General features: G+C 62.3%; 18 protein-coding genes. 9 read left to right on the forward strand and 9 right to left on the reverse strand.

Annotated features, from left to right (window positions below; genetic code table 11):
• Positions 1-435: 435 nt before the first annotated feature.
• From BN1120_RS04965 to BN1120_RS04980, 4 genes are all read right to left on the reverse strand, one after another.
• The gene (locus tag BN1120_RS04965; RefSeq protein WP_042014998.1) at positions 436-1,386 is read right to left on the reverse strand and encodes a transposase; all 951 of its coding nucleotides are present in this window, start codon (positions 1,384-1,386) and stop codon (positions 436-438) included.
• A 591-nt stretch (positions 1,387-1,977) separates the two neighbouring features.
• Entirely contained in the window at positions 1,978-4,407 is a 2,430-nt protein-coding gene (locus BN1120_RS04970; protein WP_042014999.1) for a YgiQ family radical SAM protein, read from the reverse strand.
• Between the two features lie 196 nt (positions 4,408-4,603).
• Complete coding sequence (locus BN1120_RS04975; protein WP_042015000.1) at positions 4,604-7,756, reverse strand: efflux RND transporter permease subunit; 3,153 nt, start codon at positions 7,754-7,756, stop codon at positions 4,604-4,606.
• On the reverse strand, positions 7,756-8,808 hold the full coding sequence (locus tag BN1120_RS04980; RefSeq protein WP_039039307.1) for an efflux RND transporter periplasmic adaptor subunit: 1,053 nt from the start codon (positions 8,806-8,808) through the stop codon (positions 7,756-7,758). The genes BN1120_RS04975 and BN1120_RS04980 overlap by 1 nt, the downstream gene beginning before the upstream one ends.
• 210 nt (positions 8,809-9,018) lie before the next feature.
• Between BN1120_RS04980 and BN1120_RS04985 the strand changes: the two genes are divergently transcribed.
• Positions 9,019-10,575 carry a sensor domain-containing diguanylate cyclase gene (locus BN1120_RS04985; protein ID WP_042015001.1) on the forward strand — a complete coding sequence of 519 codons (1,557 nt, stop codon included), beginning with the start codon at positions 9,019-9,021 and terminating at the stop codon, positions 10,573-10,575.
• Positions 10,576-10,609: 34 nt separating this feature from the next.
• The gene (rssA, locus tag BN1120_RS04990; RefSeq protein ID WP_029313973.1) at positions 10,610-11,479 is read left to right on the forward strand and encodes a patatin-like phospholipase RssA; all 870 of its coding nucleotides are present in this window, start codon (positions 10,610-10,612) and stop codon (positions 11,477-11,479) included.
• Positions 11,480-11,544: 65 nt separating this feature from the next.
• On the opposite strand, the gene BN1120_RS04995 is transcribed toward rssA, so the two are convergent.
• Positions 11,545-12,906: a sodium-dependent transporter gene (locus BN1120_RS04995; protein ID WP_042015006.1), complete on the reverse strand. Its 1,362-nt coding sequence runs from the start codon at positions 12,904-12,906 to the stop codon at positions 11,545-11,547.
• 195 nt (positions 12,907-13,101) lie between these two features.
• A complete protein-coding gene (locus BN1120_RS05000) occupies positions 13,102-13,368 on the reverse strand; it encodes a helix-turn-helix domain-containing protein (protein WP_010673503.1) in 267 nt (88 codons plus the stop codon).
• Positions 13,369-13,626: 258 nt separating this feature from the next.
• Between BN1120_RS05000 and BN1120_RS05005 the strand changes: the two genes are divergently transcribed.
• The 4 genes from BN1120_RS05005 (at position 13,627) to BN1120_RS05020 (ending at position 18,231) form a co-directional block, all read left to right on the forward strand.
• Positions 13,627-14,214, forward strand: coding sequence for a hypothetical protein (locus tag BN1120_RS05005; RefSeq protein ID WP_042015007.1), 588 nt, complete (start codon positions 13,627-13,629; stop codon positions 14,212-14,214).
• Positions 14,215-14,519: 305 nt separating this feature from the next.
• The gene (gene ompA, locus BN1120_RS05010) at positions 14,520-15,539 is read left to right on the forward strand and encodes a porin OmpA (protein ID WP_010673501.1); all 1,020 of its coding nucleotides are present in this window, start codon (positions 14,520-14,522) and stop codon (positions 15,537-15,539) included.
• 412 nt (positions 15,540-15,951) lie between these two features.
• Positions 15,952-16,953: a porin OmpA gene (gene ompA / locus BN1120_RS05015; RefSeq protein ID WP_039039303.1), complete on the forward strand. Its 1,002-nt coding sequence runs from the start codon at positions 15,952-15,954 to the stop codon at positions 16,951-16,953.
• A gap of 219 nt (positions 16,954-17,172) precedes the next feature.
• Positions 17,173-18,231: an OmpA family protein gene (locus BN1120_RS05020; RefSeq protein ID WP_042015010.1), complete on the forward strand. Its 1,059-nt coding sequence runs from the start codon at positions 17,173-17,175 to the stop codon at positions 18,229-18,231.
• Positions 18,232-18,305: 74 nt separating this feature from the next.
• Here the strand turns inward: BN1120_RS05020 and BN1120_RS05025 are convergent, their stop codons facing one another.
• Complete coding sequence (locus BN1120_RS05025) at positions 18,306-20,000, reverse strand: NAD-dependent malic enzyme (RefSeq protein ID WP_010673498.1); 1,695 nt, start codon at positions 19,998-20,000, stop codon at positions 18,306-18,308.
• Positions 20,001-20,055: 55 nt separating this feature from the next.
• Positions 20,056-20,913 carry a helix-turn-helix transcriptional regulator gene (locus tag BN1120_RS05030; RefSeq protein ID WP_042015011.1) on the reverse strand — a complete coding sequence of 286 codons (858 nt, stop codon included), beginning with the start codon at positions 20,911-20,913 and terminating at the stop codon, positions 20,056-20,058.
• A gap of 120 nt (positions 20,914-21,033) precedes the next feature.
• Between BN1120_RS05030 and BN1120_RS05035 the strand changes: the two genes are divergently transcribed.
• Both BN1120_RS05035 and BN1120_RS05040 read left to right on the forward strand, forming a co-directional pair.
• The gene (locus BN1120_RS05035) at positions 21,034-22,413 is read left to right on the forward strand and encodes an MATE family efflux transporter (RefSeq protein ID WP_042015012.1); all 1,380 of its coding nucleotides are present in this window, start codon (positions 21,034-21,036) and stop codon (positions 22,411-22,413) included.
• Positions 22,414-22,564: 151 nt separating this feature from the next.
• Positions 22,565-22,813 carry a YciN family protein gene (locus BN1120_RS05040; RefSeq protein WP_010673495.1) on the forward strand — a complete coding sequence of 83 codons (249 nt, stop codon included), beginning with the start codon at positions 22,565-22,567 and terminating at the stop codon, positions 22,811-22,813.
• A 30-nt stretch (positions 22,814-22,843) separates the two neighbouring features.
• On the opposite strand, the gene BN1120_RS05045 is transcribed toward BN1120_RS05040, so the two are convergent.
• Positions 22,844-23,983 carry a GGDEF domain-containing protein gene (locus tag BN1120_RS05045; RefSeq protein ID WP_010673494.1) on the reverse strand — a complete coding sequence of 380 codons (1,140 nt, stop codon included), beginning with the start codon at positions 23,981-23,983 and terminating at the stop codon, positions 22,844-22,846.
• A 243-nt stretch (positions 23,984-24,226) separates the two neighbouring features.
• On the opposite strand from BN1120_RS05045, the gene BN1120_RS05050 reads away from it, so the two are divergent.
• Complete coding sequence (locus BN1120_RS05050) at positions 24,227-25,624, forward strand: nucleobase:cation symporter-2 family protein (protein WP_042015013.1); 1,398 nt, start codon at positions 24,227-24,229, stop codon at positions 25,622-25,624.
• Positions 25,625-25,628 lie beyond the last annotated feature (4 nt).

The following is a 25,628-nucleotide window of genomic DNA, read 5'->3' on the forward strand; positions in this document are numbered from 1 at the left end:
AATTGGGACAGCGCCTTTTTATTTGGGACAGCTCCCTTTTTATTTGGGACAGCCATCTTTGTGTACGGATTGTTCCATTGGAGGAACCATATCACCCACTCTGTTTCACTGATGCAAAAATCACCTGCTCAAGCAACACCCACGGTGTCGCAGCGTTGTGAAAAAACGGCCTGATAACAAAGGGCCGATAGTACATCTTCCTTAACCCTTCTCTTCTTATCTGCGACAGCAGCGCCTTATCAGGACAGCCATCTTTTGGAGAAAGCCCTCATCCAGCGCCCAGCACAACTTGTCATCCAGCATTTGCGATGGCATTTGTGAAACTCGGGGGATTAAAGAGAATGTCTTGGCATCGATGACGCCAATTCAGATGCGATCACACCGGCGGGGTGATGGCGCGATACAGGACGTTGTTATGATGCGAGCATTCATCACTCAAAGGGATGGTTGATGACACCGTCGCTGGCCACAGTGCCAGGCAAACTGCTGACAATGCTCTTTGTCACCCACCACTCTGATGCCCTGGCGCCGAAACAGCGTCACTTGCTTGAGCCAGCGCACCTCGTCCAACCCCAGCCGCGCCAGGATGGGGGCAAGACAAACTGGGATATGGCCCCGTTTGTCCACTCGGATGGCGCGACCTGTCCAGTCCACCAGCATCAGGTAATCCGCAAAGGTATATGGCAGGCTATCGGGTCGCGCTTCGTGCGCGAATGGCAACAGCAACGGCGGCAATGGGGCAGCGGACTGCTCGCCATCGAGACGCTGCTTGAGGCTGGTGTAATTGCTCTGCTCAGGCCGGTCGGCAATCGCCGCCCGTATCGGATTGAGATCAACATAGGCCATGCAGGCCAGCAGGGCTGATTCGGTGAGCAGGGCCTGGCTCTTGAAGCGTCCTTCCCAAAAATGGCCCTTGCAACCATCTTCCCTATTGGCCTGCCGAGCCAGGTTTTCGTTGAGCAACCGCACAAACCAGCTGATGGAATGCAGGCGCTCCCGCCACTGTCCTATCAGTTGTTGCACCACAGCGAGTTCAGGCTCAATCAGGGATTCCCCCTGATACCAGCGTCGTACCAGCAGCGGCCACTGGAACAGCGCCGACCAACGCTCGGCCACCTCCCGCTCGCTCCAATTGGCAGCGGTATCCGACTCGATCTTGAGCACCAGGTGATAGTGATTGCTCATCACCGCATAGGCACACACACCGATGGCAAACAGTCGCGACAATTGGCCCAACTTGTCCACTACCCACTGGCGCCGATGCTCGTAACTCTGGCCGGAGTGGGCATCTTCCCCACACAGAAACGCCCGCCGCACACAGCGACTGACCACATGATAGTAAGGCGTATCCTGCAAACTGATTTGACGTGAACGGGCAATGGTCATGGCTCACCCCCTGGGCAGTGACACCTCAAGCCAAGTACAGGGCTACGCCCCTGTCAAAAAGGTGGGTGTCCCAGATTTCCCGCCCCCGGCCATGGCCGCAGAATGGCCAGCAACCAGCGTCCGATCACTGTCCGGTTGGCAGCAAGCTCGCAGAGCAAGAAGAGTTTGATAGAGGTCAAAAAACTAGGCTTTTCTGATAGTTAGATCACTTTAAGGCTCACCTCGGCAGTTTCGTTTGGCTTACCATGGTCATTCAGAACCTGTTGAACTGCGATAGGTTACTGCCAGCGCGGGTCAAGGGAGCATATTGGAAGCTGTAATCCACGGGCGGTAGCGTGAGATTTGGTGGAGTTATACCTTGCTCAGAAAAGTGGATGTCCCAGATTCATCCTGCTGCCCACGTTACACCTCACACAAAAGGTGGGTGTCCCAGAATCCTGTTTGACTTAAACCAGAGTATTGTTTACATCTTGATTACTCCCGCTTGCGGGCTATTGTCAGGTGAATACCATCTCCATACATATTATTACTCTCTTAAAAAGGCGACCATTCGGTCGCCTTTTTATTTCTATCACTTTCCAATCAGGTATATCACCGAGCTGGTCGCTTGACACCATTTCCTTTGGCAGCAGGCTTGCCGCCTTGAGTGGCAGGTTTGGCCCCCGGTTTGGCAGAGGCGGCGCGGGTCGGGGTTTTACCTTTGTGGGCGGGTTTGCCGGCCGGTTTGCTCTTACCAGCACTCTGGCCTGCGCCCTGACCTGTACCTTGCGAACTGGGTTTGCCGTTACCAGCCCCTTTCTGGAGCTGAGACCCCACCGGTTTGCCATTGCCGGCCTTGCCGCCATTTCTGCTGGCCGCCGGGGAATTGGCTGCACCGGCCTCGCTGCGGGCGGCCTTGTTGCCAGCCCCGTTGCTGCGCTGGTGAGTGATGGCGCTGTGGCGGGTCAGGGCGGGCTTGAGGCCCTTGCTGCGGCTGCGCTCGGCTTTGGCTTCACCACGGCCTTCCGGCGGCACCAGGCAGTCGGGGCCGTTGCCGATCAGGTGGCCCTTGCCCATCTCCAGCAGGGCTTCGCGGATCATCGGCCAGCCGGCCGGATCGTGATAGCGCAGCAGCGCCTTGTGCAGGCGACGGCGACGCTCCCCTTTCACCACGAACACGTCCCCGCCCTGGCGACTCACCTTGTTGAGGGGGTTTTTCTCGGTGTAATACATGGTGGTGGCATTGGCGAGCGGCGACGGGTAGAAGTTCTGCACCTGATCGAGCTTGAAGCGGTTTGCTTTAATCCAGAGCGCCATGTTCACCATGTCTTCATCCGTGGTGCCCGGGTGGGCGGAGATGAAATAGGGGATCAGGTACTGCTGCTTGCCCGCCTCTTTGGAATACTTGTCGAACAGCTCCTTGAAGCTGTAGTAGCTGCCCATGCCCGGCTTCATCATCTTGGAGAGCGGGCCCTCTTCGGTGTGTTCCGGCGCGATCTTGAGGTAGCCGCCGACGTGGTACTTGGCCAGCTCCTTGATGTAGCGCGGATCTTCCACCGCGATGTCGTAACGCACCCCGGAGGCGATCAGGATCTTCTTGATGCCCTTGAGGTCGCGCGCCTTGCGGTAGAGGTTGATGGTCGGGCTGTGGTCGGTGTCCATGTGCGGGCAGATGGTCGGCCAGACGCAGGAGGCGCGCCGACAAGTCTGCTCGGCCTTGGGGCTCTTGCAGCGCAACTTGTACATGTTGGCGGTGGGGCCGCCCAGATCCGAGATGACACCGGTAAAGCCCGGCACCTTGTCGCGGATCTCTTCGATTTCTTTGAGGATCGACTCTTCCGAGCGGCTCTGGATGATGCGCCCCTCGTGCTCGGTGATGGAGCAGAAGGAGCAGCCGCCGAAGCAGCCGCGCATGATGTTGACCGAGGTCTTGATCATGTCGTAGGCCGGGATCTTCGCGTTGCCATAGGCCGGGTGCGGCACCCGCTGGTACGGCAGGCCAAACACCCCGTCCATCTCGTCGGTTTCGAGCGGGAAGGCGGGCGGGTTGACCCAGATGATGCGATCGCCGTGGGCCTGCGAGAGCGCGCGGGCGCAGCCCGGGTTGGTTTCGTGGTGCAGGATGCGCGACGCATGGGCGTAGAGCACCTTGTCCTCCTTCACCCGCTCGAACGCCGGCAGCTTGACGTAGGTCTTCTCCCACGGCTTTTGCTTAGGGGGTTGTACCAGGATGGGCTTGGCTTCCTGCTCCACCGGCGCGGTACCCTCGTCATCAGAGCAAGGCGCCCCTTCCATATAGGGGTTGGGGATGGGATCGATGCGGCCAATCTGGTCGAGCTTGCTCGAATCCACCCCGCGCCAGCCCGGCAGCGGCTCCTTGCGGATGACGGCGGTGCCGCGAATGTCCTGCATGGTGTCGATGGTCTCGCCGCCTGCGATGCGGTGAGCCACTTCCACCAAGGGGCGCTCGGCGTTGCCGTAGATGAGGATGTCGGCCTTGGCGTCGATCAGGATGGAGCGACGGATGGTCTCGGACCAGTAGTCGTAGTGGGCGATACGGCGCAGGGATGCCTCGATGCCGCCGATGACCACCGGCACCTCTTTATAGGCCTCTTTGCAGCGCTGGGTGTAGACCAGGGTGGCGCGATCCGGCCGCTTGCCGCCCACATCCCCCGGGGTGTAGGCATCGTCGTGGCGCAGCTTCTTGTCGGCGGTGTAGCGGTTGATCATGGAGTCCATGTTGCCCGCCGTCACCCCGTAGAAGAGGTTGGGCTTGCCCAGGCGCATGAAGTCATCCTTCGATGACCAGTCCGGCTGGGCGATGATGCCGACCCGAAAACCCTGGGATTCGAGCATGCGGCCGATCACCGCCATGCCGAAGCTCGGGTGATCCACGTAAGCGTCGCCTGTCACCAGCACGATGTCGCAGCTGTCCCAGCCGAGCTTGTCCATCTCCGCGCGGGACATGGGCAGGAAGGGCGCCGTGCCGTAGCACTCGGCCCAGTAACGGGGATAGGAGAAGAGGTTGGTAACCGGCTGCATTTTGACCACCTGGAACAATTCGGGTCGCGCATTATACCGGCAGAGCCAGGCGGGGGCGACGGCTTTTTGCCCCTACAGAACGCGAGGGGAAGGGGCTCCTTCGAGCGGGCGCGACAGGTCGGCGTGACAGACTCCGATCTCATCAACAAGCAGGGCGCCCATTGGCGCCCTGCTTGCTGTCATCCGGGTCGGCACGCTAGGCCGCCGGTTTGTCACGCCCCTCGGGGGCCACCGCCCCCGGCACCGGGGAGGGACTGGCCGGGGTTGCCGTGGCCAGTACCTCGTCCACCAGCCTGTCCCGCGCCCCCGTCATCCCCGCGCGTCTGGCGATCAGGTGATAGATGGCGGGCACCACCAGCAGGGTCACCAGGGTCGCCAAGGACAAGCCGAAGAAGACCACGGTCCCCACGGCCATCCGGCTCTCGTACCCCGCCCCCATGGAGAGCATCAGGGGCACGGCGCCGATGATGGCGGTGAGCGAGGTCATCAAGATGGGGCGCAGGCGGCGCACCGACCCCTTGATGATCGCCTCCTCGAACCCTTCACCCCGCTGGCGCAGCTGGTTGATGAACTCGACGATGAGGATGCCGTTCTTGGTCACCATGCCGATGAGCATGATCATGCCTATCTGGCTGTAGATGCTGAGCTCCTGCCCCGTGAGCCAGAGGCCGAGCAGGCCGCCGAAGATGCCGAGCGGCACAGTCATCATCACCACCGCCGGGGTCAGCAGGCTCTCGAACTGGGCCACCAGCACCAGATAGACCACCAGCAGGGCCAGGCCGAACACCAGCGCCATCTCCCCTTGGTTGTCGCGATAGTCCTTGGACTCGCCGGCGTAATCCACCGACATGCCGGTGGGCAGGTGATCTGCGGCCCAGCCATCCAGGAAGTCAAGCGCCTCCCCCAGGGTGTGGCCGGGGGCCACGTCCGCGGTGAGGGTGACCGCCTTCTGGCGCTGGTAGTGGTTGAGGCGCTGGGGACTCGCCACCTGGGTGACGGTCGCCAGGGTGGAGAGGCTCACCATCTCGCCGCTGGCGGCCTTGAGATAGATGCGGCTCACATCCGAAATGCCGTTGAACTGGGTCTGGTTGGCGCGCAGGTAGACATCATACTCTTCGCCCCTGTCCACATAGGTGGTCTGGCTGACGCCGCCGAGCAGGGCCTGAAGGGAGCTTGCGATGGTGGAGACCGGAATGCCGAGCTGGGTGGCTCGCTCCCGCTCTATGGTCACCTGCAGCTCCGGGGTCTTCTCGGCATAGTCGAGATCCGGGCTCTGCATCAGCCCGCTCTGGGCCGCCGCCTCCTTGAGCGCCAGCCCCTGCTGGTTGAGCTCGCCGTAATCGGAGCCTTGCAGCACGAACTGCACCGCCGCGGTGGAGCCGCCTCTGAACCCCGGCTGGAAGGTGCGGATCATCACGTCGGGGATGCCGGCGAGGCGACCGCTCAGGGAGCGGCCAAACTCGGTGGCCGTTTCGTCCCGCACCGCCCAGTCGCTGAGCTGGATGATGGCCATGCCGGTCTGATCGCCGCCGCGCCCGAAGGCCGGGGTGCTAAAGCTCATGGCCTGCACCACCCCCTTGCCGAGCAGCGGCAGGATGGCGGCCTCCACCTGCTGCATGTTGCGCTTCATCCGCTCGATGCTGGTGCCCTCCGCCCCTTTCACGAACACATAGAGCACGCCCCTGTCCTCGGTCGGGGTAAGGCTCGCGGGCAGCTTGCCAAAGAGGGCGCCAATGCCGCCGAGGCAGAGCAGCAACACCAGGGGCATCCAGACGGCGCGGCGCAGCACGGCCCCCAGCACGCGGCGATAACGCTCCTCCACCCAGCCAAGTCCCTTGTCCAGGGTGGCGGTCAGGGCGTTGGGTTTGTCCACGGCACGCATCAGCCAGGAGCCCATGGCCGGGGTCAGGGTGAGCGCCACCAGGGAGGAGAAGAGCACGGCCAGGGAGAGCAGGATGGCGAACTCGGTGAAGAGGCGCCCCACCATGCCGTCCATGAAGGCGATGGGCACGAACACCATCACCAGCACGGCGGTGGTGGCGATGACGGCAAAGCCCACCTCCCGGGTGCCGTGCCAGGCCGCCATCAAGGGGGACTCGCCCCGTTGCAGGTGGTGGTGGATGTTCTCCACCACCACGATGGCATCATCCACCACCAGGCCGATGGCGAGGATGAGGGCCAGCAAGGTGATGAGGTTGATGGAAAAGCCCAGATACCAGGCACCGATGAAGGCCGAAATCAGGGAGACGGGGACCGTGATGGCAGGGATGAGCGTGGTGCGCCCCTGCCCGAGGAACAGATAGAGCACGGCGACCACCAGCAGGGCGCAGATGGCGAGTGTCTCGTATACCTCGTCGATGGCCTGCTTGATGAAGATGGTGGAGTCGTAGTCGACCTCCAGGGTGGCCCCCTCCGGCAGGAAGCGCTGCATCTCCACGAGCTTCCTCTCGATGCCCTGGGCCACCGCCAGGGGATTGGCGGTGGACTGAGCGACGATGCCAATCCCCAGGCTCTCGCGGCCGTTGCGCTGATAGGCGCTGTCTTCGTTCTTGGCCCCCACCTCCACATCCGCAATGTCCGCCAGATAGATGCTCTGACCATTGGTGGCGGTTTTGACCGGCAGGGTGCGAAAATCTTCCGCACTGTGATAGAGCCGTGCGATCTGCACCGCCATGGTCATGGTGTTGTTGCGGATCTCGCCGCCCGGCAGCTCGATGTTCTCCCGCTTGAGGGCATCCTGCACGTCGGCCACCGTGATGCCGCGGGCCGCCATGTCGGCGGGGCGCAGCCGCACGTACATCACCTGGGTCAGGTCGCCGGAGAGGGAGACCTCGCTCACCCCGTCCACCAGGCTCAAAGGGTCCACCAGCATGCGATTGGCGTAATCCGTCATGGCGGTACGATCCATCTGGGTGCTGCTGAAGTTGAGCCAGATGGCCACATCCCCGTTGCCGTTGTCCTTGGTCACCATGGGCTCGTCCGCCCCGTCTGGCAGCTTGGGTCTGGCCCGGGAGATGGCGTCACGCACGTCGGAGGTGCCCTCCAGCATGTTCCAGCCGAGCTTGAACTCCACCGTGATGGAGGAGCGCCCCTTGCGGGTCACCGAGTTGATGTTCTTGATGCCGCTGATGCCGGAGAGCTGATCCTCGATGGGCTTGGTGACCTGGCTCTCCATCACCTCGGGGGCCGCCCCCTCATAGGTGGTGGTGATGGAGACGGACGGGGTCTGCACATCCGGCATCTCCCGCACGGTGAGTTTGCTGAAGGCCACCAGGCCGAACACGGTGAGCAGGGCGCTGATGACCACCGCCACCAGGGGACGGCGCACTGAGATATCGGAGAGCCACATCAGCCTTTCACCTCGCCCAGATCACGTACCTGGGCGCCGTCGCGCAGATTGACCAGCCCCTCCACCGCGATGCGATCGCCGACGTTCAACCCCTTGAGCACCCAGACGGCCTCGCCATGGGTGTCGCCAAGCTCCACCGGCACCCGCTTCACCCGTCCGTCCGCCTCCAGGCGATAGACGAAGCGCTGCTCGCCGGCGTACTCCACCGACTGGGCGGGGATCAGGGTCATCTTCTGGGGTGGCAGAGAGAGATCCACGTTCATCAGCATGCCGGGACGCAGCTGGCCGCCGGTGTTGGGCAGGATGACGCGGGCCTTGATGTTCTGGGTGTCGCTGGAGATCCGGCTGTCGAGGGTCTCCAGCACGCCGGAAAAGGATTGATCCGGCCAGGCCGAGCTGGTTGCCGTCACCGCCATGCCTGGGCGCAGCAGGGAGAGGTAGCGCTCGGGCACCGCCAGATCGAGCCGCAGTTTTGCCAGCTCGTCCAGATGCAAGAGCACGTCGCCGCTGTTGACCAGGGCTCCTTCGCTGAGATCGATGAGGCTGACGGTGCCGTCGAAGGGGGCGGCCAGGGTGCGCAGGGAGAGCTCGTAACGGGCCGCATCGACCCGGGCCTGGGCCTGGGCAACAGTCGCCTCCTGCCCCTCCAGCTCCGAGGTGGTGACGGCGCCTCGCGCCACCAGCTTGCGCATGTCCCGCAGCTTGCGAGCCTCGTCGCGCACGCTGGCACTCTGCTCGGCCAGCTCCGCCTGCTGCTTGCCCGCATCCAGGGCGATCAGGGTCTGCCCCTGTTTGACCTGCTGGCCGGAGCTCACCGCGATGGTGGCAATGCGACCGGTCACCTCGGGACTGATGGCCACGGAGCGATTGGCCGCAAGCTTGCTCACCAGCTTGATGGAGGGCTCGGCCAGACTCTGCCTGACGGTTTCGGCCCTGATATTGATCTCTCTTGGTGCAGGCTTGCTGGCGGGTTCAGCCTGCCGCAGATGCCAGGCGCCCGCCGCCAGCAATAGAAGAAGAGGGAAAAGCCACAGCCACACGCGCGTTTTCATCACAAGATCCATGCAGTCAAAGAGAGAGGAAGAAGAGATAGCTTCATCAAGGATGGCACCATGTTACCCCCTGACTATGCCGTGACTATGTATAAATGTGACAAAACGTAACAGTCCGGTGAGAAGATCATCAAAAACGCATCTTGTCGGCACGCGCGTCAGGGTTCTGCCTTACACTGATGCCGACTCTCGCCATCTTCCGGTACGCCCATGTCCATTCCCTCCCCCGCCTTTGCCAAATACCGATTGCAGTGGCTGCTGCTGGGCCTCGGCCTGCTGCTGTTGCTGCTCGCCCTGCAACATGCGTTTCGCCAGGTTACCGAGATCAACAAGCGTGACACCATCAACGCCGCGACTCAGCTCAGCAGCCAGCACCAGCGGATGGAGACCTTCCTTGAGGCCATGCGCGGCCAGGCGGAGGAGCGCCTGCGCAGCAATCCCCAGTCCGTGCTCTCTCGCCAGCTCTATCAGGCGCTGCAATCCGACGGGGAGCACGGCATCAACCTGGATCGCATCCCCGTCGATCTGCCCCCCGCCCTCATCGGCAACCTGACCGGGCAGGGCCCGCTGCCCCACGACGGCAGCGAGCGGCAAGCCAGAATACATCTCGCCCTCAGCCTCTCCCCCCTGCTCGCCACGGCCAGCAAGCTGCTGGACAGGGACGTGGCCTGGATCTACTTCACCGGTACGGACAATTTCATCTACCTCTATCCCTGGGTGCCATCCAGCCAGTTTCGCTTCGATCCCGTGATTTACAGCAAGGCCTACTGGCAGGAGGCGATGGCCAGGTATCCCCACCTGGAGCACGCCATGCTCTCGCGCCCCTACCAGGATTTTGCCGGACGGGGGCAGATGATCACCCTCTCCCAGCCCATTACCCAGGGCGGCCAGATCATTGGCCTGCTCAGCATCGACATCCAGACCGTCACGCTGGCGCAGACCCTGCACCGCCTCGCCCCCCGGATTGGCACCCTGTTCCTGCTCAACGCCCATCAGCAGATCCTCGCCAGCAGCCAGTCCGCTACCGCGCCGCCCCCGGTCAGGACGGCGCAGTCAGCGGAATATGAGTGGCAACAGGGCGCCTTGCAGCTCGTCTATCCCATCCCGGAGACACCGCTCTCCCTCATCCATCGCATCCCGCTGCTGCCTCTGCTGCAGACGTTGTTGTGGCAATCGGCGACGGCGCTCATCACCATTCTCTGTCTGGTGGTGGCGACCGTCTCCAGCCTGCGTGCCCAGCGCCTCAACCGGCGCCTCAACTACCTGTCGCGCCACGATGCCCTGACCGGCGCCTTCAACCGCCACTACTTCGATGCCTTCGAACACCGCCAGGCCCTGGCAGGCCGCCAACGCATCGGCGCCATCATGTTTGACTGCGATCACTTCAAACAGGTCAACGACCGTTTCGGCCACGGGGTGGGCGATCAGGTCCTCATCCGTCTGGTGCAGCTCTGCCAGTCCCTGCTGACACGGGAGTGCCACCTGATCCGCTGGGGCGGCGAGGAGTTCCTGCTGCTCATCGCCGATGAAGCGATCCCTCTGGCCCCCTTGGCCGAGCGGCTTCGCCTGTGCATAGCAGAGCATCCCTGGAGCGCGATTGCGGCCGAGCTGAAGGTGACCGTCAGCCTGGGCCACTGTCGCCAGTCACCGGCCATCTCCTTGCAGGAGGTGATCCGCCGCGCCGATATCGCCCTCTATCAGGCCAAGGCCAACGGCCGCAATCGCAGCGAAGCGTGGCGGGATGACGGACAGGAGAAGCCGGAGTAAGCTGGACTCCCACTTCATGTCAGGAGACGCAACTGTGTCACGAAAACCCCGTCTGGGATTGGCCCTGGGCAGCGGTGCGGCCCGAGGATGGGCCCACATCGGCATCATCCGTGCCCTGGAGCGACTGGGCGTCAAGCCGGATCTGGTGGCTGGCTGCTCCATCGGCAGCTTTGTCGGCGCCGCCTATGCCGCTGGTGAACTGGACAAGCTGGAGAGCTGGGTGCGCGGCTTCAGCCGCCTGCAGGTCATGGGGCTGCTCGATCCAGCCCTCTCCGGCGGCCTGTTTCGCGGTGACAAGGTATTTGGCATCGCCGCCGGCCATCTGGGGGATCCCGCCATCGAAAGCCTGCCGCTGCCCTTTGCCTGCGTCGCCACCGAACTCGATACCGGCCGCGAGATCTGGTTGCAGGAAGGGCCGCTTCGCCAGTGCGTGCGCGCCTCCTGCGGCATGCCCGGCCTGCTCACCCCGACCCGGGTGGAGGATCGCTGGCTGGTGGACGGGGCCGTGGTCAACCCGGTCCCCATCTCCCTGGCCCGCGCCATGGGAGCCGAGGTGGTGATCGCCGTCAACCTCAACACCGACATGCACCAGCCTTGGACCGACGAACCGGACGAGCCGGTGCAGGGGGGGCTGCTCAGCCAGTGGTTGAACCGGGGCGAGCGCGAACCCAGTACCCCCGGCATGTGGGGGGTGATGACGGGCTCCATCAACATCATGCAGGAGCGCATCACCCGTGCCCGGATGGCCGGGGATCCCCCCGAGATCCAGCTCTGCCCGCGCCTTGGCAACCTCTCCATCATGGATTTTCACCGCGCGAGCGACGCCATCAACGAGGGGGAAGCCTGTGTCGAGCGCAATCTGGAGCAGCTCAAGGAGGAGCTGTCACGACTCTGCCTGATATGAAGGCATATCGGGGTAAAAGACAAAAAGAGCGCCAATAGGCGCTTTTTTGTTTCGGGCGACGCGGCTCAGAACAGCCCCAGCCCCTTGAGCATCACCACCAGGATCAGCAGCGGCGACACATAGCGGATGATGAAAAACAGGGGCCTGAGGATGGGCTGCGCCAGCTTGCCCCCATTGGTCAGCGCCGTCGTCATCCGCTCAAATCCCCATACCCAGCCCACAAAGAGGCAGAGGAAGATGCCGCCAAGGGGCATCAGCACGTTGGAAGAGACGAAGTCGAACAGATCGAAGAAGGTTTTCCCGCCAACCTGCACATCCGCCAGCGTGCTGCTCGAGAGCGCACAGGTCGAGCCGACCGCCCCCAGCACCAGCAGGTTGATCAGGGTCGCCCTTGTGCGGCTCATGTGAAAGCGCTCGGAGAGCACCGAGACCGGCACCTCCAGGATGGAGAGCATGGCCCCGGTGGCTGCGATGGCGGAGAGCACGAAGAAGAGCACCATGAAGAGGTGGCCGAAGGGGATGCTGGCAAAGACCGCGGGTATGGTGATGAACAGCAGGGAGGGGCCTGCGCTCGGCTCGAAGCCAAAGGCAAACACCGCCGGGAAGATGGCGATCCCCGCCAGCATGGAGACGAAGAGATCCGCGCACATCACCCGTACCGTGGTGAGAGGGATGTGCTGATCATCGCGAAAATAGCTGCCATAGGTCATCATGCAGCCCATCCCGATGGAGAGCTTGAAGAACGCCAGCCCCATGGCCGTCAGCACGACGCCTGCGGTCACCTTGGAGAAATCCGGCGAGAACAGGAAATGCAGTCCTTCGCTCGCTCCGGGCAGAGTCAGGCTGCGCACGCCTATCACCAGCAGCAGGATGAAGAGCAGTGGCATCAACCGCTTGGTGACCGCTTCGATCCCCCTGGAGACCCCCATCAGCAAGATCCCCCCCATCAGGGCCAGCACCAGCCACTGCCAGAGCAGACTCTGCAAGGGATCCGTGATGAGTGAATTGAAGGCAGCCCCCGTGACGGCGGGATCGGTGGAGAGGATCTCGCCGCTGGCCGCCTTGAAGATGTAGGCAAACACCCAGGCCGCCACCTCGGAGTAGAACGACATGATGAGGAAGGCCGCGCTCACCCCCATGGCGGCGATCAGCCACCAGGGTTGCCCCTTCGGAGCCAGCTTGATGAGCCCGCTGACCGCATCCGTCCTGGCCTCGCGCCCCAGCATGATCTCGGAGATCATCACCGGCAATCCCACCAGCAGGGTGGCGATGACATAGACCAGCAGAAAACCGGCGCCACCGTTCTCACCGGTCAGATAGGGAAACTTCCAGATATTGCCGAGCCCGACGGCAGACCCCAGGGTCGCGGCCAGCACGCCAAAGGTGCTGGTAAACCCATCTCTGGCTTTGGTAATGGATTGGCTCATCGTTGTCTCGCTGTGTGGATCACCGCCTGAATTAAAAGGGTCGGAGTGTTCCGTGGATTAATCCAGCCCGACAAGATGATTTAGTGAAAATCGCCGCTGGCCGCACCCAACGCATTATTTAATTAAATAATTTTCCATTTTGACAAATAAAAAATGCCGCCTCGAGGGCGGCATTTTTATCAAGGTTGAACCGAATCAAGCCTTGGCAATATCGTCCGGACCGATCTGGCCGATTTCGGCGACTTTCTTGTCAGCCAGCAGCCAGAGGGTGAACTTGTGCAGATCGGGGTGGTGGGCCAGGGCAACCAGGAAGGCGCCTCCGACTTCACGGTAACCCAGTTCATAGTTCTTCAGGGTGGTTGGGGGGACGCCCAGCAGATCGGCAAACTTGGGACGGCTCAGGCCTACCGCTTCGCGGATCTGACGGATCTTCTTGCCAACAGTTACGATATTTGAATTCATGTGTTCCATACTCCGTTCGGCGGATTGACTCCACCTTTATTTTTCGCGACGACTCGTAGTCAAGTGTATCAGTTTTGAACGGACTCGTTATGGTCGAGCCTCTATCTATAATCAGCGTCTTTCGACGACAACCCTTCACAAACCTCGGGGATGGTAATCGCTGCGTCGCCTCAGGTAAACAGTCTCGAAAAGAAACCTTTCTTGTTGCCCGGCCATCCCTCGTATAATTCGCCGGTTATTTCCAAGAGAGTCATCAACATGGCATTTCCCGGCATCATTTCCCGTCTTCATTCCGACCCGGACTCCCTCCCCCGTCAGCTCGCCCAGGGTCTGCAGACCCGGGCCGAAGCGTTCTGGTTGCCCATGGCCATGCAAGGGGACGCCACCACCGTGCTGGCGGCCCTCCCGGACAGCTGCAGCCTCTATCTTGAAGGCCAGACGACGCTTCCCCTGCGCAGCCACGACGGCGTCGTGGCAGAAAACGGCACCCTGGCACTGGGCAATGGTCACACGATGACGCTGGCCAGGGAGAAAGGCGATGGCGGCATCGTGCCGGAAGAAAGCCTCGCCGAGATGGCCCAATGGCTGGAAGCGGGTCATCGGCACTTCATCTGCTCCACTGCCGTCCAGCCCGTGGCGCGGGCCATCCTCAACATCTGGCCTCTCGATCCCTACCTCGCCCGTCACTTCTTGCTCAGTTTCACACCCTTGCTGTGCGAAGCAACCGAGGCGGACTATCTTGCGGTCCTCTCGGTCAGGGCGGGTGACGCCATCCCGCGGCACGCTTGGGCTGAGGCTTATATGAAGCTTGAGAAGAAACTGCATCGCGCCTACTTGGATCACTAATAAATCCCAAGAAACAGCCAGTTATCCCTACGACACAATTTGCCCCATCCCTTATCTGTGAGCTTGATCATGTTTTGAAATGGGCATAAAGTGCGCCACGTCATCGGAATGACGTCGGCTGTTCGTGGCGGAGTATGCATTGTCGACAGTGCAACCCGCACACTTGTGCACCCAGATACGTGCCTCCTGGATGGATCTAGGATCCCTGTTCGCACCAACGTCGTTGGTCGACAGAGCCAGCAGCTTACATAAATTACAAAGTGCGAAGCACGTGAACAACGTGCCATCTCAACGAGGATTATTTTATGATGAAAATGGCTCCTTCCCTGATCGCCATCGCTATGGCCACCATGGGTGCAACTGCAGCTCACGCCGCTGACGACATCTACTTCGGCGCCGGTGTTGGTGCAACTCACTTCAACGGTCTGAACAAGATCGAAGGCGTGAACGTTGGCGAAGAAGATGCGGCTGCTGCCAATGCCTTCGTTGGTTACAACTTCAACGAATACTTCGGTTCCGAGCTGGGCTACCAGTACACCGGCCGTGGCAACACCGACGGCAACCGTTACGAGAGCCAGGGTGCCACCCTGTCCGGTATCGCTCGTCTGCCGCTGGGCAACGATTTCTCCCTGTTCGGTGAAGCTGGCGCCTACTGGGGCCACACCGACGGTCTGGGCACCAGCGATACCAAAGTATCCCCGCTGGCCGGTGCCGGTGTGACCTACAAGGTCAACGACGCGCTGGATCTGCAAGCTCGCTACCGCTACATGTGGGACGTGGCTGACCTGCACGCCGACAACGTACGCTACAAGTCCAACCAGAGCGTTGCGACCCTGGAAGCCGTTTACCACCCGTTCCGTACTTCCTACGTAGCGCCTGCTCCGGCCCCGGTTGTTGAAGAAGCACCGGCCCCGGCTCCGCAAATCGTTGAGAAGAACTTCGCCCTGAACTCCGACGTGCTGTTCGCCTTTGGCAAAGACAGCCTGAAGGCCGAAGGTGTGCAAGCCCTGAACGCTCTGTACCAGCAAATCGTTGAGTTCCAGCCGAAAGACGGCAACGCCGTTGTTGTTGGTTACACCGACCGTATCGGTTCCGACGCTTACAACCAGAAGCTGTCTGAAGCTCGTGCCCGCACCGTTGCCAACTTCCTGGTCAGCAAGGGTATGGCTGCCAGCAAGGTTGCCATCGAAGGTCGCGGCGAAGCCAACCCGGTCACCGGCACCAAGTGTGACGGCGTCAAGGCCAAGGCTCAGCTGATCTCCTGCCTGGCTCCGGACCGTCGCGTAGAAGTTCGCGTATCCGGCGTACAAGAAGTTCAAAAGTAATCTGACTTCGCTCAGGTAACGTAAAAAAGGGGATGCCACGGCATCCCCTTTTGCTGTCTCTCTCCTCCCCCCAGCGACACTCTCTGTCTCACCTTTTCTCCCCTTTACCCCCGTATTGCGGCCCCGCGACACCGGTGTCGGCGCTGCATATCTGTGCAGAAACTTGATCACGCTGATTCAAAAGAATACAGTAGCAACGCTTGTAAGACATTGGATGAACTATTAAAAGTGCTCAGTGCCCGGTTAGTTGTCCATGGAGAAACAGCTTCATGAGAATCCAGGTTTCCATCCATTTTTTATTCAAGCCGTCCGTGATCCGCTCACGGTGTCGCACATGAAGTGTCATCTGCGACCGGTATAACAAAGAGTGCGCAGTACGCCCATAGCACGGCAACTCAACGAGGATAAAACGATGAAAATGAAAATGGCACCAACCCTGATTGCTCTGGCCATTGCAGCCATGGGAACCACCACCGCTCAGGCGGCCGACGACTGGTACACGGGTATGGGTGCAGGTTGGGCCTATGGCCACGACCTGGATACCTTCGGCCAGGATGCTGACAAGGACGCCACCGCGCTCTCCCTGTTCGGCGGTTACAACTTCACCGAGAACTTTGCCGCCGAGCTCGGCTATCTCTATGCCGGCAAGGCTGGCGTCGATGGCGTCGACTTCAAAACCCAGGGTGCCACCCTGTCCGGTATCGCACGCCTGCCCATGAATGACATCTTCTCCGTCTTCGCCGAAGGGGGTGCCTATTTCAACCACGTCAACGGCAATGGCCAGAGCGACAACGGGACCTCGCCGCTGGCGGGTCTGGGTCTGACTGCCAAGCTCTCCGACCTTATCGACCTGCAGGCCCGCTACCGCTACATGTGGGATCTGGGTGACGATCAGAAAACCTGGAAAACCGACATGAGCGTCGCCACCCTGGAACTGGTGATGCACCCGAACCGCACCACCTATGTGGCACCGGCCCCGGCACCGGCTCCCGAGCCGGTTCCCGAGCCCGTCATGGTCGACAAGAACTTCTCCCTGAGCTCGGACGTGCTGTTTGCCTTTGGCAAATCCACCCTGAAGCCGGAAGGGGCTGCTGCGCTCAACACCCTGTATCAGCAGATCGTCGACGTCCAGCCGAAAGATGGCAGCGCCGTGGTGGTGGGTTACACCGACCGCATCGGCTCCGATGCCTACAACCTGAAGCTGTCTGAAGCCCGTGCCCGCACCGTGGCCGACTTCCTGGTTGGCAAGGGTCTGCCGGCTGGCAAGGTATCCATCGAAGGTCGTGGTGAAGCCAACCCGGTCACCGGTACCCAGTGTGACGGCATCAAGGCCAAGGCTCAGCTGATCGCCTGCCTGGCACCGGATCGCCGCGTCGAAGTGCGCGTCACCGGCGTACAGGAAGTGCAGCAATAAGGGGACAACCACCTGTTGCAAAAAGGGGCCATTCCGGCCCCTTTTTTAATGCCCGGACGGCACCGCCAGCGCGGGCAGCCCACCTGCCTGTCTCACCGATTTTCCATACAGATGCGTCACTTAAATGGTTAATGCGCTCACATCGCCTATACATAATGTTGGCTATACATAGCAAAGGGCTGGGAGCCCTATAACACCCAACATCGACGAGGATACGCGATGAACATAAGACTGAAACCTGTGTGGATTGCATTGGCATTGGCGACGAGTGCCGCCCAGGCGGCACCTGTTCACGACTGGTATGTGGGGGCTGGGGGTGGCTGGGCCTTTGCCCATGACATCGATGATTTCAGCAAGGACGTCGGCAAGGACGCGACCGCCATCAACGCCTTTGTCGGCTACAACTACAACGAGAATCTGGGGGCAGAGCTCGGCTACCTCTCCACCGGTGACTGGGATATCGCCGGCCAGGACTTCAACAGCAAGGGGGCCACCCTGTCGGTCATTGGCCGTTTGCCCCTGGGGGACATCTTCTCTGTCTTTGCCGAAGGGGGCGGTTATCTCTATCACGTCGACTCCGTCAACGGGGGAGATGACAACCTGGCTCCCCTGGCGGGTCTGGGCCTGACCGCCAGACTGAGCGACTGGGTAGACATCCAGACCCGCTACCGCTACATGGTGCGAGTCGGGGACGATCCTGACAACGACAAGGTGGGCAGCGGTACCAAACGCTGGGTCAGCGACATCAGTACCGCCACCATCGAGCTGGTGCTTCACCCCAATCGCACCGTCGCCGCAGTGCCGGTGGCCGCGCCTCTGGTCGTGGCACCGCCGCCCCCGGCTCCCGAGCCGGTGGATCAGACCTTCAACCTGAGTTCTGATGTGCTGTTTGCCTTTGGCAAGGCGGAGCTCAAACCGGAGGGGATGCAGGCACTCGACGCCCTCTACCAGCAGATCGTCGACGTCAAACCCAAGGATGGCAGCGCCGTGGTGATGGGCTACACCGACCGCATCGGCTCGGATGCCAACAACCAGGCACTGTCGGAGGCCCGTGCAAGCACGGTCGCCAACTTCCTGATTGGCAAGGGGCTGCCCGCCGACAAGGTGAGCATCCAGGGCAACGGCGAGAGCAACCCGGTCACCGGCACCCAGTGTGATGCCATCAAGGCCAGGGCTGCCCTCATCGACTGCCTGGCCCCGGATCGCCGGGTCGAAATCCGGGTCACCGGTGTCAGCAATCCCGCCGAGCCCGCCCCCGCCGAACAATCGGCACAATAACCTCCTCTTCCTTCACCGCCGTGCACAAAAAAGGGATGCCGAGGCATCCCTTCTGCATGTCTGTCCCCTTGGGATCAGAAGGAAGTACGACGATAGCGGCGGTACTCGGGGCGCCAGAAGTTCGCCTCGATGGCCTGATCGATCACATCATCGGGGGTCTGCACCGCCTTGCCCTGCAACATGGCGGTCTTGGCCACCATCTTGGCGATGTAGCGGGAGACCTGATGGATGTCCGCCAGATCCGGCAGCAAGGAGCCCTCTTCCCCCTTCACCAGGGGTGAACAATCCGCCAGGGCGCGGCTGGCCGACATCAGCATGGCATCGGTCACCCGGTTGGCACCGGAGGCGATCACCCCAAGGCCGATCCCCGGGAAGATGAAGGAGTTGTTGCACTGGGCGATGACGTAGCGCTTGCCCTTGTACTCCACCGGTGCGAACGGGCTGCCGGTGGCGACCAGCACCTGGCCGTCGGTCCAGCGAATGAGATCCGCCGGGGTGGCTTCCACCCGGGAAGTGGGGTTGGAGAGCGGGAAGATGATGGGACGGGCACAGTGCTTGTGCATGGTCTTGACCACCTCTTCGGTAAACAGACCCGGCTGGCCGGAGACCCCGATCAGGATGTCCGGGCGACCGTGTTCCATCACCTCCAGCAGGGAGATGTTGTCCCCCACCGGCCACTCCTTGATCCGCTCGATCGGCTGGGAGAGCTTGCGCTGGAAGTCGAGCTGGTTGGGGATCTTGTCGGTGATGAGACCGAATCGGTCCACCATGAAGACCCGGCCCCGCGCCTCGGCGTCGGTCAGCCCTTCGGCCTTCATCTGCGCCACTATCTGCTCGGCGATGCCGCACCCGGCACTGCCCGCCCCGAGGAAGGCGACCCGCTTCTCGGAGAGTTTGGCACCGGAGGCCTTGCAGGCGGCGATGAGGCTGCCCAGGGTCACCGCGGCGGTCCCCTGAATGTCATCGTTGAAGCAGCACAGCTCATCCTTGTAGCGGTTGAGCAGCGGGGTGGCATTGCCCTGGGCGAAATCCTCGAACTGCAGCAGGATGTCCGGCCAGCGGCGCTTGACCGCCTGGATGAAGGCGTCGACGAACTCGTCGTACTCTTCGCCGGAGATGCGCGGATGGCGCCACCCCATGTAGAAGGGGTCATTCAGCAGCTGCTGGTTGTTGGTGCCCACGTCCAGCACCACCGGCAAGCAGTAGGCCGGGGAGATGCCGCCACAGGCGGTGTAGAGGGAGAGCTTGCCGATGGGAATGCCCATGCCGCCGATGCCCTGATCCCCGAGGCCCAGGATGCGTTCGCCGTCGGTGACCACGATCACCTTGACGTTCTGCTTGGTGGCGTTTTGCAGCATGTCATCGATCCTGTCCTTGTCCGGATAGGAGATGAAGAGGCCGCGAGCACGACGATAGATGTTGGAGAACTCCTCGCACGCCTTGCCGACCGTCGGGGTGTAGATGACCGGCAGCATTTCGGTGAGGTGGTTGTTCAGCAGGCGGTAGAAGAGCGTTTCGTTGGTATCCTGGATGTTGCGCAAATAGATGTGCTTGTCCATGTCGTTGCCAAACGCCATGAACTGGCGATAGGCACGCTCTGCCTGCTCTTCGATGGTTTCGATGTTCTGGGGCAGCAGACCCTCCAGATTGAAGCTGCTGCGTTCTTCGCTGGTGAAGGCGCTGCCCTTGTTGAGCAACGGCGTCTCCAGCAGGGCTGGACCTGCGTAGGGAATGTAGAGGGGACGTTTCTGATTATTATCTTCAAACATGGATCTGTACCTTGACTGTGTGGCCCGTCGATCCTATGGGCTTGAGCCAACAATTTCAAAGGGTTTGCACCTCCCTTGCGAAAGGTTTGCGACCCAGTCGACGAAAGGCCCCCGGAGTCTGACCCGTCAGGCGGCGAAAACGGTTGGCAAAGTTGGCGCCGTCGCTGTATCCGACCCGGGCCGCCAACTCGGCCAGCGGCCAGTTGGTGTAGAGCAGCAACTGGCGCGCCTTGTTCATGCGAAGCCCGGTGAGCCAGGCCATGGGGCCCATGCCGAACACCTGCTGGCAGAGCCGGTGCAGATGGGGCACCGAGCAGGCCATCTGATCGGCCAGCAGGGCCACGCTCCAGGGCTCGTCCAGACGTGCCTCCACCCGCCGAAACAGCGCCTGAAGCCGCAGCTCCGGCGTGCCGCGCACCTCCCCCTGCAGGGTCCGCTCCAAGAGCGCCAGCAGCAGGCTCAGCAGCTGGGGCTGGAGTGGCGAACGTATTCCCTCCCCCTGCATCAGGCTGAGCAGGTGGTAGAGCTGCTCCCCCTCCTCCCCCTGCCAGATGCGATGACCAAGCCGGTGCAGATGCTGCCAGCGCGGCACGTCGTCCAGCAGGATCCAGCTGGTATGCCAGGCTTCCCCCACCAGCCTGAGGCCCCCCGGCACGGCGGCCGGGAGAAAGACCAGGGCTCCCGCCGGGATGGGCTGCTCCCCGCCATCGGTGAGCAGGGCGCCCGCCTCGTCATGGCTCACCATCAGGATGTGAAACTCCGGTCGGTTGCGGCGGATAAGGTAGTGCTCCCGTATCGTCGAGAGGCCGGTCAGGAAGACGCCCGCCTCCCCAAGCAGGGGCAGCCCTTCGCGTCCCAGCATCCGCTCTTCGCAGGCCGGGGCGATTTCCAGACACTCGCTGATAAATGGCATAGCACCTCAACAGGATAGTTTTGCACAAGAAAGCCGAGAGAGGCTCACAGTGAAGCCTCCCGATATCACCCCTATCATACCCACGACAAACCCTGATTTTTACCAACCCGGTTAACATAAATGAATTATTGGCAAGCGATTTTAAAACAAACCACCGATCGCGAGTTCATGACGCGACTGTGGCGACTGGCCCTGCCGGTTTCGCTGCAATCCATGATGTTCTCCCTGCTCGGCCTCATCGACATCATGATGGTGAGCCAGCTCGGCACCACGGCTGTGGCGGCGGTCGGCTTGGGCAACCGGGTCTTCTTCTTCAATCTGCTGGTGATAGCGGGGCTCTCGGGCGGAGTCTCGGTGTTGGCGGCACAATATTTCGGCCGTGGCGAGATGGCCGGGGTGCGCCGCTCCCTGGCCCTGGCCCTGGTGGGCGCCCTGGCGGTGAGCCTGCCCTTTGCCCTCGTCTATGTGTTCTCACCGGGCAGCGTGCTCGGGTTTGCCAGCCAGGAGCCCGCGCTGCGCGAGCTGGCCGACGAGTTCCTGATGATCACCGGCGCCACCATCCTCTGCACCGCCGTGGTGGTGCCCCTGGAGTCGGCCCTGCGCTCGGTGGGCAATGCCGCGGCGCCGACCCGCATCGGCATCATCGCCATCATCGCCAACGTCATCCTCAACTATGCCCTCATCTTCGGCCATTTCGGCGCCGAGGCCATGGGTGTAGCCGGCTCCGCCTGGGGCACCACCCTGTCGCGTCTGCTGCAGACCGCGCTGCTGCTTGCCTATGTGTGGCGTGCCGAGCCCCGTCTCATCCCGCGCAAGCAAGACTGGCTCGCCGCCTTCAGGCGCAAGGAAGTGGTGCGCTTCACCCTGATCGCCCTGCCGCTGTTGTTGCACGACGGGCTCTGGGCCTTCGGCATGCTGCTCTACGGCTTCCTCTACGCGCACCTCGGCACCGACGCCCTGGCCATCATGACCACCCTCGGCACGCTGGAGAGCATCCTCATCTCCCTCTTCTTCGGGCTGGCGGTGGCCTGCTCCACCCTGCTCGGTCACCGGCTCGGGGCCGAGGAGTATGACGAGGCCTGGCAGCACTCCCAGCTCTTCCTGCTGCTGGCCCCCGTCGGCGCGCTGCTGGTGGGGACCGCCGTCTGGCTGATGCAGGGCAGCCTGCTGCAATGGGTCGGCAACCTGCCGGGCGAGCTGATGACTGAGGCCGGCCAGGTGCTCGCCATCATGTGTCTGGGCATGCTGCTCAAGGTGTTCAACATGGTGGGGATCGTCGGGGTACTGCGCTCGGGGGGGGACGTCAACTACAGCATCTTCATCGACATCGTCGGCATGTGGTGCATCGGCCTGCCGCTGGCCTGGGTGGCGGTCAGCCTGCTGGGCTGGCCCCTCTCCTGGGTGGTGGCGGTGGTCCTGCTGGAGGAGCTCTCCAAGGTGCTGCTGGTGCAGCGCCGCATTCGCCAGCGGCGCTGGCTGCGCAATCTGGTGCTGGGATAAGGGAAGAGCGCAAAGCGGGAAAATGCGGGGTCATATCAATGACAGAAAATCCCGCTTTGCAGTATGCTGGCCCCCTCTTCAATCAGAGGCGGGGTGCGCCGGCCATGCCGACCCTTGTGCCCCTGCCCAGTAGTCGTTTAAGGAGACGAGCATGCAACCACAAAAAGAGCGGATCACCGAGACTGCCCTGCTGGAGATGGCCAACAAGATCATTCGTGAACACGAGGACTTCATCCACGGCATGCGCGCCGACTCGGTGGAGCAGAAGGGGGACATACTGGTGTTCAAGGGGGAGTTCTTCCTGGCAGAGGACGGCACCCCGACCGGCAAGACCATGGCGGTGTTCAACATGTTCAAGCTGCTGGCCCAGCAGCTCTCCGGCAAATACACCCTGGCCTGACGCCAGCCCCGTCATCACCGGATGCCGCCCTCAGGCGGCATCCGTTTTTGTGCGCCCTGCATCGCCCGCGGGTTTCCCTGCCTCGGCCACCACGCAGTTGCGACCCGCCATCTTGGCCATGTAGAGGCACTCGTCCGCCCGGTTGAGCAGATCCTCCACCCCCTCGCCACGCTGGGCCAGGGTCAGACCGATGCTCACCGTCACCTCCAGCAGTTCGTCGGAGGTGGGACTTTTCACCAACCTCGCTTCCACCGCGACCCGCAGCCGCTCCGCCACCCGCTTGGCCTGTGCCAGATCCGTGCAACCGGGCAACAGGATGGCAAACTCCTCCCCGCCGTAACGCCCGAGCACCATGCCGGGCTCCAGCTGCTCCGACAGGGTGGCCGCCACCTCCTTGAGCACCGCATCCCCCGCCAGATGGCCGAAGGTGTCGTTGATGCGCTTGAAGCGGTCCAGATCCAGCAGCAGCACCGCGAAGGGGGCCTGTTTGCGGATCATGGCGGCCCTCGCCTTCTCGAGCTGCTTCATCAGCAGGCGGCGGTTCATCATGCCGGTCAACTCGTCCGTGGTGGACTCCCGATAGAGTTGCAGCAGCATGTTGAGCTGGCCGCACTGCACCCAGGCGCTGGCGATGGCAAAGAGCCCCAGCAGCCAGACCTGGTTGAGGGTCTGCACGCTCCAGAGAGGCTGGCCCACCAGCAGCCAGTTGCCCGCCAGCATGGTGGCCAGAATGCCCCCCGCCAGTTGCAGGCTGAGGGAGAGGGGAATGGGGAAGATGGCGAACAGGCTGATGAGCAGATAGGGGAAGGCCATGTAGCCCGCCTGCATCTCCTGATCCGCGCCGAAGCTGTGCAGGCAGATGAGGGAGAAGAGCATCATCACCGCCATCAGGTAACCGAGCGCCAGCTTCATGCGCTCGCGCTTGAAGTGGATGAGATAGGAGAGGGGGATGAGGGGCGAGAGGGCCAGCAGGCAGAAGATCCTGACCTGGAACAGTGCCTCGAACTGGATGGCTGGCAGGGTCAGCCAGTCCACCAGAGCCCAGCTCGGGAGACCCGCCATCAGCAGACAGGTGAGCAGCCGCAGCCGCACCGTCATGAAGCCCATCCGGGTCAGGGTAAAATCTTCGGAGTGGGCGCGGGCACTCCAGAACTCCGACAGCTTCAGCATCCAGAGTCTCCATCTTCGAACCGAGGGCTCATTCTACACCGTCCCCATCCTGATGCATCAGCCTCCCTCCCCTTTGTGAGGGATCGGTCTCACACAAACCGGCGGATCTTAATCGCCACAGGAAAACGTTTCAACCCATCAGGAAATAAACGAGTTTGCGCTCAATTAGCGCTGGAAAGCGCGATGCCAATCACTAAAATAGCGCCCAATTTTCTCCCCTCCCCCCACACATTCGAGGTATTTATGGAACAGGCTGCCGCCCCAAGCGCCATCCGAGAGACCCATCCCCCCAGGCGAGCCCACAGCGAACTGGTCTACGGCATCGAGGATGTCCCCCCCCTGCCCCAGACCCTGTTCGCCGCCCTGCAGCATATGCTCGCCATGTTTGTCGCCATCATCACCCCGCCCCTCATCATCGCCAATGCCCTCGGCCTCCCCGCCGACGACACCCGCTACATCGTCTCCATGTCCCTGGTCATGTCCGGCATCGCCTCCTTCGTTCAGACCCGCCGTTTCGGCCCCCTCGGTTCCGGCCTGCTCTCGGTACAGGGCACCAGCTTCAACTTCCTCGGCCCCATCATCGCCTCCGGCCTCGCCCTCAAGCAGGCGGCCATGCCCACCGACGATCTGCTGGGCACCCTGTTCGGCACCATGCTGGCAGCGGCCCTCACCATCGTCGTCATGAGCCGCTTCCTGCACCTGGTCAAACGGATCATCACCCCGCTGGTGACCGGCATCGTGGTATTGCTCATCGGCCTGACCCTCATCAAGGTAGGGCTCATCAGCATGGGGGGCGGCTACGGCGCCCTGGCGGACGGCAGCTTCGCCAGCCACACCAACCTCTTTCTCTCCCTGCTGGTGCTCGGCCTCATCGTGCTGATGCAGCGCAGTCGCAACCCCTGGCTGCGCCTCTCCGCCATCATGATCGCCATGCTGGCGGGCTATGCGGTGGCGCTGCTGCTGGGCAAGGTGGCAGCCCCCACCTTCGACGGCCCCCTGCTGATGGTGCCTGTTCCGCTCCACTACGGGCTCGGCTTTGACTGGCAGCTGTTCGTGCCGCTCGCCATCATCTTCGTGGTGACGGCGCTGGAAGCCATCGGCGACATGACCGCCACCTCCGACATCTCCGGCGAGCCGCTGGAAGGGCCGGTCTACATGGCGCGGATCAAGGGGGGCGTGCTGGCCGACGGCGCCAACTCCATGCTGGCGGCGGTCTTCTCCACCTTCCCCATGTCCACCTTCGCCCAGAACAACGGCGTCATCCAGCTGACCGGGGTGGCCAGCCGCCATGTCGGCCTCTTCATCGCCGCCATGCTGGCCCTGCTCGGCCTGTTCCCGGCGGTGGCGAGCCTGGTGCAACAAATACCTGAACCCGTGCTCGGCGGCGCCACCATCGTCATGTTCGGCACCATCGCCGCCGCCGGGGTGCGCATCATCTCCCGCGAGGAGCTGGACCGCCGCGCCCTGATGATCCTGGCGGTGTCGCTCGCCATGGGCCTCGGAGTGGCCCAGGTGCCCGAGGTGCTGCAACACCTGCCGGAGCTGGCCAGGAGCGTGCTCTCCTACGGCGTCGCCACCGGCGGCCTCACCGCCATCCTGCTCAATCTGCTGCTGCCCAGGCGCGCCGCCGCACAGGCCTGACACT

The organism is Aeromonas caviae (assembly GCF_000819785.1).
GTDB lineage: Bacteria > Pseudomonadota > Gammaproteobacteria > Enterobacterales > Aeromonadaceae > Aeromonas > Aeromonas caviae.